Source organism: Tychonema sp. LEGE 07196 (assembly GCF_963890365.1).
Lineage (GTDB): Bacteria > Cyanobacteriota > Cyanobacteriia > Cyanobacteriales > Microcoleaceae > Microcoleus.
In genome coordinates, this window is the sequence record NZ_CAWPRX010000006.1 from 22,482 (window position 1) to 31,460 (window position 8,979).

At 49.6% G+C, this 8,979-nt stretch carries 5 protein-coding genes; 3 read left to right on the forward strand and 2 right to left on the reverse strand.

What is annotated here, in order from left to right; all coding sequences use genetic code 11:
- Positions 1 to 73: 73 nt before the first annotated feature.
- Positions 74 to 1,141 (reverse strand): ABC transporter permease, encoded by a 1,068-nt coding sequence (locus AACV78_RS00705; protein ID WP_194010861.1) that lies wholly within the window; start codon positions 1,139 to 1,141, stop codon positions 74 to 76.
- Positions 1,142 to 1,509: 368 nt separating this feature from the next.
- Positions 1,510 to 2,643, reverse strand: a complete 1,134-nt coding sequence (locus AACV78_RS00710; protein WP_194010860.1) for an AI-2E family transporter — start codon at positions 2,641 to 2,643, stop codon at positions 1,510 to 1,512.
- 387 nt (positions 2,644 to 3,030) lie between these two features.
- Between AACV78_RS00710 and AACV78_RS00715 the strand changes: the two genes are divergently transcribed.
- The 3 genes from AACV78_RS00715 (at position 3,031) to AACV78_RS00725 (ending at position 8,761) form a co-directional block, all read left to right on the forward strand.
- The gene (locus AACV78_RS00715) at positions 3,031 to 4,824 is read left to right on the forward strand and encodes an efflux RND transporter periplasmic adaptor subunit (RefSeq protein ID WP_194010859.1); all 1,794 of its coding nucleotides are present in this window, start codon (positions 3,031 to 3,033) and stop codon (positions 4,822 to 4,824) included.
- Between the two features lie 172 nt (positions 4,825 to 4,996).
- Positions 4,997 to 5,308, forward strand: a complete 312-nt coding sequence (locus tag AACV78_RS00720) for a hypothetical protein (protein WP_194010858.1) — start codon at positions 4,997 to 4,999, stop codon at positions 5,306 to 5,308.
- Between the two features lie 99 nt (positions 5,309 to 5,407).
- Positions 5,408 to 8,761 (forward strand): beta strand repeat-containing protein, encoded by a 3,354-nt coding sequence (locus tag AACV78_RS00725; protein WP_194010857.1) that lies wholly within the window; start codon positions 5,408 to 5,410, stop codon positions 8,759 to 8,761.
- Positions 8,762 to 8,979 lie beyond the last annotated feature (218 nt).

The window sequence follows — 8,979 nt, forward strand, 5'->3', positions numbered from 1 at the left end:
GATATAAATTTTGGTGAACTCGCCCTACAAATAGGTTAATTCTTAATTACCACTTACCAATTACCATTACCAATTACCTTTGAATGCTTCTCGGATCGAGAGCATCCCGCAACCCATCCCCCAATAAATTGAACGCCAAAACAGTCAAAATAATCAGTGTCGCGGGAGGCCAAACCAACCAAGGCTGCAACACTAAAATTGAAGCATTAGTAGACAAAGATAGCAAATTTCCCCAAGAAGGATCGGGCTGTTGAATTCCCAATCCAATTAAACTCAAAACCGACTCCGCCACAATAAAACCCGGAACCGACAAAGTAGCAGAAATAATAACATAGGTTGCAGTTTGTGGCAAAACGTGGCGGACAATAATATAAATTGGATTCGCGCCCATAGCCCGCGCCGCCTGCACGAATTCTCGTTGTTTTATTGACAAAACCTGACCGCGAATTACCCGTGCTAAACTCGCCCAACTGATAAATGAAGTAATCAGCACAATCAATATAAATCGCTGAGCACTTGTTAATCCGGGAGGGAGGATTGCTGCTAGGGCTACTAATAAATAAAGTCCGGGAATCGTCATCAATACTTCGGCGAATCGCATTAAAATACTATCAATCCAACTGCCGAAATAACCGGATATTCCTCCGATCAACAATCCCAAGGGGAAAGAAATTGCTATACCAACTAAACCGATGCTGAGGCTAATTCGGCTACCATGTACTAGGCGGGTGAATTGATCGCGAGCTTGTTCATCTGTGCCTAAAATATTGATTTTAGCTTGGCCGGTAGTTCCAAATAAGTGGATATTTAAAGGTAAAATCCCTAAAAACTTATAGGGAGAACCTTTGACAAACAAACCGACAGCAGAGGGTTTTTGCCAGTCTACAATTAGCTCGCGAGCGCCCGTATTCACGTCTACTGGGCCCTGAGTGGTCGGATAAACGTGAGGCCCGATAAATCGCCCGTCTTTGGTGCTTAAATGAATCTGAGTCGGCGGCAACAATGAACCGTTTAATTGAGAGTCGTAGGGGTCGTAGGGGGCCACAAATTCGGCGAAAAATGCGACTGTATAAAAAAATAACAATACCACTGCTCCCAGTCGAGCCAGAGGATTTTGCCTAAGATTTTGCCACCATTTCATAAGTTTTAGGTTTGAGATTTTAAGTTGGTTCGTAGTGAGGACTTTAGTCCTTTTTAAAAGGTTCGCAGTCAGGATTTTAGGGCTTATTGAAAAGTTCGTAGTCAGGACTTTAGTGCTTCTTAAGAAACGAAGATTTTATAACTTAAACATCTGCCAAAATCCTATGTTTTCAGAAGCAGGGAGGTAAAGATAAAGAGATGCAGAGCCTCCGAATCTGCATTACCAGGTAGAGCCTGGTAACGAGCAAGTTTTGCTTAAAAGGTTCGATCGTTCGGAATGCAAGTCCTTCTTAAATAAATCAGTAGCAAGGGCTGAATTCGTGACTGATAAAAACTTTACGGACAGAAGTTTTTACTACAAACCTTAGACTATTTTTCTTCATCGGCGACCAAAATTAGTTTAGTTTCACGATCCGTTGTTTGACTCAATTCCTCGCCGTTAAAAGGATTGTAGAAAAACGAGCCTGTTTGCGGGGGCAATTTGGGATTGAGTAAGATTTCTACTATACTTTTGACAACGCCAGTTAGGGGAATGGCCAGGATAACTCCTAACAAGCCTCCTACTCTACCTCCTAAGAGCAAAGCTGTGAAAATAATTACTGGGCTCAATCCGGTGAGATTCCCCATGATTCGGGGGGCGACTAAATTGTCTTTGATTTGCTGGAGACCGATCGCCACTGCCAACACTTGCAGCGCCAGCCACCAATCGATAAATGCTACAATTATAGTAACCGCTCCAATGCCCAGCGTCGCTCCGATAAACGGAATTATTTCCATTAATCCGATAAACACGGCAAACAGCAGAAAGAAAGGAACTTGCAGCCACCAAAATGCGATAGTTAGTGAAATTGCCATAAATAGTCCCAGCAGCAATTGTCCCGAGACAAATCGTTGGAGGTTTCGCTGCAAAGTTTCGGTTAACACGTAGCGAATATCTGGGGAAAAAATGCTGGTCAAACCCTGCCACACTCTTTTACCGTCTAAGAGCATATAAAATGAAATTACCAGGATAAAGATTAAGTCGATAAACCAGTTAAAAGTACCTACGACTAAACCTAAACTTGTACTTGCGATCGCCTGTACTTGCTCCTGTACTTTCGCCGATAGCTGCTGCTCCAATATTTGCACGTCAAAGGGCAAATTGCGATCGGCACTCCATGTTTGAAATTCACCTAACTGCTGCCGCGCCGACTCCAGCAAGTCCGGGAACCTCACCCCCAACTGCCTCGCTTGGCTGAACACCGGCGGCACGATAGTTAAACCGATTACTACTACTACCAAGCCCGCAATCAAGTAAACGAGTGCTGCTGCGACTCCCCGGGGCAAAAATGCTTCCAGTCTGAGGACTGCATAATTTAATAAGAATGCAATGAGTCCGGCTGTTACTAAAATGCTGACCAGTTCCCCAACATAACTGATCGCAGTTAGGGTAAACCATCCCGTTACTAGCACTAGCAACCAAGTAATTAGCAACTGTTGGACGGGAGAGAAGACACTGTTCATTATGATTTTTGTCAATTAAACTGGTACCACTTTTTAGCCGATGTGCCTGATTTTAGCAATAATTCGTTCAAAATTAGGCTTAATTCTGTGAGGATCGATCGGTTGGTGACGGGAAAACTGCTGTGGGACAGATCAGGTCTAGCCCGATCGCCCGCAGGCCCCAAATCACGCTAATAATACTGGGCGAGGAACCCTGGGCGAATTAAATGTCGATCGCACTCTCCGGCGATCGATCGGCCAGCAGTCAAGTGAAATCGCCTCACACTCACCCAAAAGGAGGACGCGACATCGCTAGCGCCCTCGGCTAAAATAAACTACATCTAAAAATTGCAATCTTTCTTTACAATATAAAAAAACCAAAGGTTCAAACCGGCGGGAGGAACTACAGTGACCAATCAAGTTATTTCAGAAGCGGAAGAACAGCAACCGATTCTCCCCGTAAAGAGCGGGCGCGACATAAACTCAACAGCCGATGCGCCTGAAAGTGGAGTTTCAGACCGATCTAGCTGGCACTTTTCCGGTGAGGAAGATGAACGAGAAAGATCCCTAGAAGTTCCAGAAGATGGGGAAAAATCAGAACTTGGGGAACCAGAAGAGCCGGAAATTGGGCCCAGCAAAAAAATCAGGTGGCCGACGGTGTTGGCGGGCGCGGGGATTGGCGTAGCTGCAACTCTGCTAGCGGTACACTTGACTGCTGGCCACAAGAGCGCGAAACCGGCGGCTACAGCCCCAGCGGCGGCTCAACAGGCGGAGGCTCAAACGGTGACAGTCGCGCCGGTGAAATCGGCCGATGTGTCTAAAACTCTCGAAGCGACGGGGACTGTGGCCCCCCACGATTTGCTGCCGGTATTGCCGCAAGCCAACGGCTTGCAAATCCAACAGGTTTTGGTGAAGGAAGGGGATGCGGTAGAAAAAAATCAGGTAATGGCGATTTTGGATGATTCGGTGGTGCGATCGCAAATTGCCGCAGCGGTAGCTAAAGGACAATCCGCCGATTCTACAGTAGACCAAGCGCAAGCTCAGGTGCAGCAAGCTCAATCAAGCCAAAAAGAAGCCCAAGCCGGTGTCGAACAAGCTCAAGCTGGCGTGGAAAAAGCCGTTGCTGACTTAGCGCAAGTTAAAACAGGTGTCGGCCAAGCCCAAGCCGGTGTCGAACAAGCTAAAGCTGGCGTGAATCAAGCTAAAGCGGGAATTGCTTCGGCCGAGGCTAAATTAACTCAAGCTCAAAGAGAAGTAGAGCGTTTTTCCAATTTGGCGGGGCAGGGAGTAATCAGCCAACAGGATTTGGAACAGCGCAAAACCGAGCAAGAAACTGCTCTTCAAGATGTGAACAAGGCTAAGGCCGATCTGAATAAAGCTTTGGAAGAACAGAACAAAGCAGCGGAAGAAGTGCGATCGGCTAAAGCTAAAGTAGCTAATAGCGAAGCTAATATCAGTACGGCGCAAGCGGCCCTCAGCAGTGCCCGCGCTAAGGTGAATACGGCGGCCGCAACTGTCAGCAGCGCTAGAGCAAACGTGGGGAACAACGCAGCAAGTGTCCGCAGCAATGATGCCCAAATCCAACAGTTAGAAACTCAACTTTCACAAACGATCGTCCGAGCACCGGACAGCGGTATTGTTGCTGAAAGAATTGGTCGTGTTGGGGATGTTTCTTCGGGGAGTCAAAAACTATTTTCGATTATTCGCGGCAACAAGCTAGAACTGCAATTGAAAGTGCCGGAAACTCAGATTTCGCAAGTGGAACCGGGAACAGCCGTGCAGATTACTTCAGATTCTGACAAGCGGATCAAGTTGTCGGGAACTGTGCGAGAGATTTCGCCGTTAGTTGACCCGCAAAATCGCCAAGCTACGGTGAAAATTGATTTGCCACCCAGCGATTTTTTGCGATCGGGAATGTTTTTGCGCGCCTCGATTTCGACGGCGGCGGAGCAAGGTTTGAAAGTTCCTGCTAAGGCTATTTTACCGCAGTCTGACGGCAGTTCTATTGTTTACAAACTTGTGGGCGAGGACAAGGTGCAGGCTCAGAAAGTGGTAGTTGGGGAGATTACTGGAGGGGCGGTTGGCGATTTGACGAAAGCTCAGGTTGAGATTAAAAAAGGGTTGAAAGCGGGCGATCGCGTGGTTATTGCTGGGGCTGGTTATCTGAAGGATGGCGATCGGGTAAAAGTTGTTAGTCAGTAGTTAGTTGTCAGTAGTCAGTTGGTAGGGGCGGTGCCCCCGTGCCCGCCCTCTTAGTTGTCAGTTGGTAGGGGCGGTGGATGGTGCGTGCGGGCCCTCTTTGTTGTTAGTAGTCATTAGTCATTAGTCAGTAGTCATTAGTGCGATCGTCCCCGATCGCGAACGTTATTAGTGAGTGGTTGTAGCGTGCGTCGATATTGCGATCGACATTACAGTCACAATTCTACTATACCAAAAAGCCGTGAAGCGAAGTTATCCCCTAGGGAATCGCCTTGCGTATTGCCACAAGAACCTACAATATCCTCCCGGTATGGAAAAAGCACTGCCGTGTCCGACTGCGGTGTCGCGATCGGCATTTCGTTGCTTAATTCAGTTAATCGATCGGTGCGTAGATACAGATTTGGGCGATCATTCAAATATGAAGGTGGTAAGTATAACATTTTTTGGCGAAAATCAAATAAAAAAAATCTCGCAAAAAAAACTTTGACAATTTGCATAATTTTTGAGGAAAACCCCTGATAGATAAGTAAGGGCTTGTGTCGATGTAAAAATCGCCCTCGCCTGTTATTCGTAAGCAGGAACAAAAATGGCAACAATTATCAGTACATCCTCAAGTGACACTCTGATCGGTGGAACCCCAGACAATGACAGCATTTCAGGGCTGGGCGGCAATGACACCCTCAGTGGCTTAGATGGCAATGACACCTTGCAGGGCGGTGGAGGAAACGACAGCCTCAGTGGAGGTGGGGGAAATGACTCCCTGTTTGGTGGCTTCAGTGGCACTGACACCTTGGATGGCGGTGCGGGCAATGATTTTCTGGATGCAAGCGGTAGCCTGGTCGGCGGCGATGGAGATGACACACTTTTTGGAAGTTTTTCTTCAACCTTGGATGGCGGTGCGGGCAATGACTCTCTCAGTAGTGGCAGTAATAGCATTCTAGAAGGCGGTGCTGGCGATGATACGCTCGATGGGAGATTTGGCAGTGGAAATACGCTGCGAGGCGGTGCAGGTAACGATCGCTATTTGCTGCAGGCTTCTGGGCAGAGTCCAATTCAAATTCAGGATACAGGTGGCATCAATCGCTTAGACTTTATTGATTTTAACAACACTGTCAGCACCAGCCCAACTCTAGCGCTGTCGTTGTCATCGGGAAATACAGGCTTAGCCCGACAAGGTACTAGCTTGCTGATTGACATCAACAAAGACGGAATCGCAAGGCCAGCCGATGACGTGGTGATTTTAGACTTTTTCGGTGCATCGCCGACAGTCCAAGGTGCAGGCTTCATCGAAACTGTGGGCAACCTTTTGGGTACCGATATTCTCGCAGCAAATTTAATAGATGCTACGGCAGCACCAGGCATCAATGCACTCACAGGAACTTCGGGCGCTGATAACCTCATCGGTACTGCCGACAATGACAACATCTTAGGTTTTGAGGGCAATGACACGATCAGTGGCGTTGACGGCAACGACACCTTGCTAGGAGGTGATGGAAGCGACAGCCTCAGTGGAGGTGGGGGAAATGATTCCCTGATTGGTGACAACATTAACACTTTTGGTGGCAGTGACACCCTCGATGGCGGTGCGGGCAATGATTTTCTGGAGGCAGGTGGCAGTCTCGCTGGTGGCGATGGAGATGACACGCTGTTTGGAGGTTTCTCTTCAACCTTGGATGGCGGTGCGGGCAATGACTATCTCCGTGCTGTTAATAGCATTGTAGAAGGCGGTGCTGGCGATGATACGCTCGATGGGAGATTTGGCAGTGGAAATACGCTGCGAGGCGGTGCAGGTAACGATCACTATTTGCTGCCGGCTTTTGGGCAGAGTCCAATTCAAATTCAGGATACAGGTGGCATCAATCGCTTAGACTTTGTTAATGGCGACGACCAAATCAGTACCAGCACTACGCTGTCGCTGTCGCTGTCATCGGGCACTTTGGGATTGAGCCGCCAAGGTACGAGTTTAGCGATCGACACCAACAAAGACGGCATCATCAGGGCTACCGATGACGTTGTGATTTTAGACTTTTTCGGCGCATCCCCGACTGTCGCGGGTGCTGGCTTCATTGAAACTGTGGGCAACCTCACTGGTGCCGATATCCTGGCTGCTAATCTCACTGAGGCTACGGCGGCACCCGGAACTAATGCGCTCACCGGAACACCAAACGATGACAACCTGACAGGCACCTCAGCCGATGACAACATCTCAGGCTTAGCAGGCAACGACACCATCGCGGGCTTAGAAGGCAACGATACTTTGCTAGGCGGTGATGGAAATGACAGCCTCAGTGGAGGTGGCGGAAATGATTCCCTGATTGGTGGCTTCAGTGGCACTGACACCCTTGATGGCGGTGCGGGCAATGACTTTCTGAATGGTGGCGGTAGCCTGGCCGGCGGCGATGGAGACGACACCCTGTTCGACTCTGGGTTTAGCACGGTCGATGGCGGTGCGGGCAATGACTATCTCAGTGGTGGTTTTAATAGCACCTTAGAAGGCGGTGCGGGCGATGATACGCTCGCTGGATTTAGCACTGGGAGTGTGCTGCGAGGCGGTGCAGGTAACGATCGCTATTTGTTGCGGGCGAACGGCCAGAATTCACTTCAAATTCAGGATACTGGCGGGAGCAATCGCTTAGACTTTGTGAATTTTAACGACGAGATCAGTACCAGCACTACGCTGTCGCTGTCGCCGTCATCGGGAAGTACAGGCTTGGGCCGACAAGGTACTAGCTTGCTGATCGACATCAACCAAGACGGAATCGCTGACCCTGCTAAGGACGTTGTGATTTTAGACTTCTTCGGTGCATCGCCGACTGTCCAAGGTGCTGGCTTCATCGAAACTGTGGGTAATTTATCGGGTGCCGATATCCTGGCCGCGACAACCCCAACACCAGCGACGACGCCCACACCAGCGACAACCCCAACTCCAGCGACAACGCCCACACCAGCGACAACGCCCACACCAGCGACAACCCCAACTCCAGGGACAACGCCTATTCCTATTCCTATAAGACCAACACCGGCAGCCACACCAACACCGGGCACAACCACACCAACACCGGGCACACCCACACCCACACCCACACCTCCACCTTTCACGCCCGCGATCGCACTGTCGATCGCACAGCCGATCGCACCCACATTCACCAACAGGCCCGCACCAAGCGAATTGCCACAGGTTTTGGGCACCAGCGGCAACGACGCGATCGCTGGTAGCGAAGCCAACAATATCTTGTATGGCAACCAGGGCAACGACACCGTAGGAGGCAATGGCGGCGATGACATCGTATTTGGCGGCAAAGGCGATGACGGCTTATTCGGCGATGTCGGCAACGACCTCTTGTTTGGCAACCTCGGCAACGACACCCTTGTCGGCGGCGACGGTGCAGATACCGCATTGGGCGGCAAATCTGACGATTTAATCTTTGGCGGCGCTGGTAACGATGTCCTCGGCGGCGAACTCGGCAACAACACTTTACTCGGCGGCGAGGGTAGCGATACTCTGTACGGCGGTGAAAATAATGATGTCTTGTTTGGCGGTAGCGGCAACGATTTCCTCTACAGCACAAAAGGTAACGACATCTTGGTTGGTGTTGACTATACCGGTGCTAATCCCGGACGCGGCGAAGTCGATACGCTGATTGGCGCAGATGGTAGCGATACTTTCTTGCTGGGAAATGCCACAGAGTTCTACTACAACGACGGCATCGATAGCAGCACTGGCGCTGGCGACTACGCTTTGATTGTCGGCTACAACCCCAGTAACGATATTATCCAACTTCAAGGCGCTCCCAGCACCTACAGGATCGGCGCTTCTCCGGCTGGATTGCCCGAGGGTGCTGCTATTTTCAAGAAGACTGGGGCTGCTGACGAGTTAATCGCGATCGTCCAACCTGTTTCTGGCTTTGGCCTTGACAGCAGTTCTTTGCGCTTTGTTTAACGGTTGAGGGCGATCGATCGCCCGATCGATTGTCCAATAGCCCCGGCAGTTGAAACCGCGTCTACACAAACAAAGTCGGCGCAGGCCGACTGGTTCATCAAGGGGATCTATCCCCAACCCGGATTTGGTATTATACCAATTTCATAAAGTTATTCTACTACCGAAAGTTTTACTCCCCCCCTTTATAACTGTCTCTTATACGCATCTGACGCTGCCAA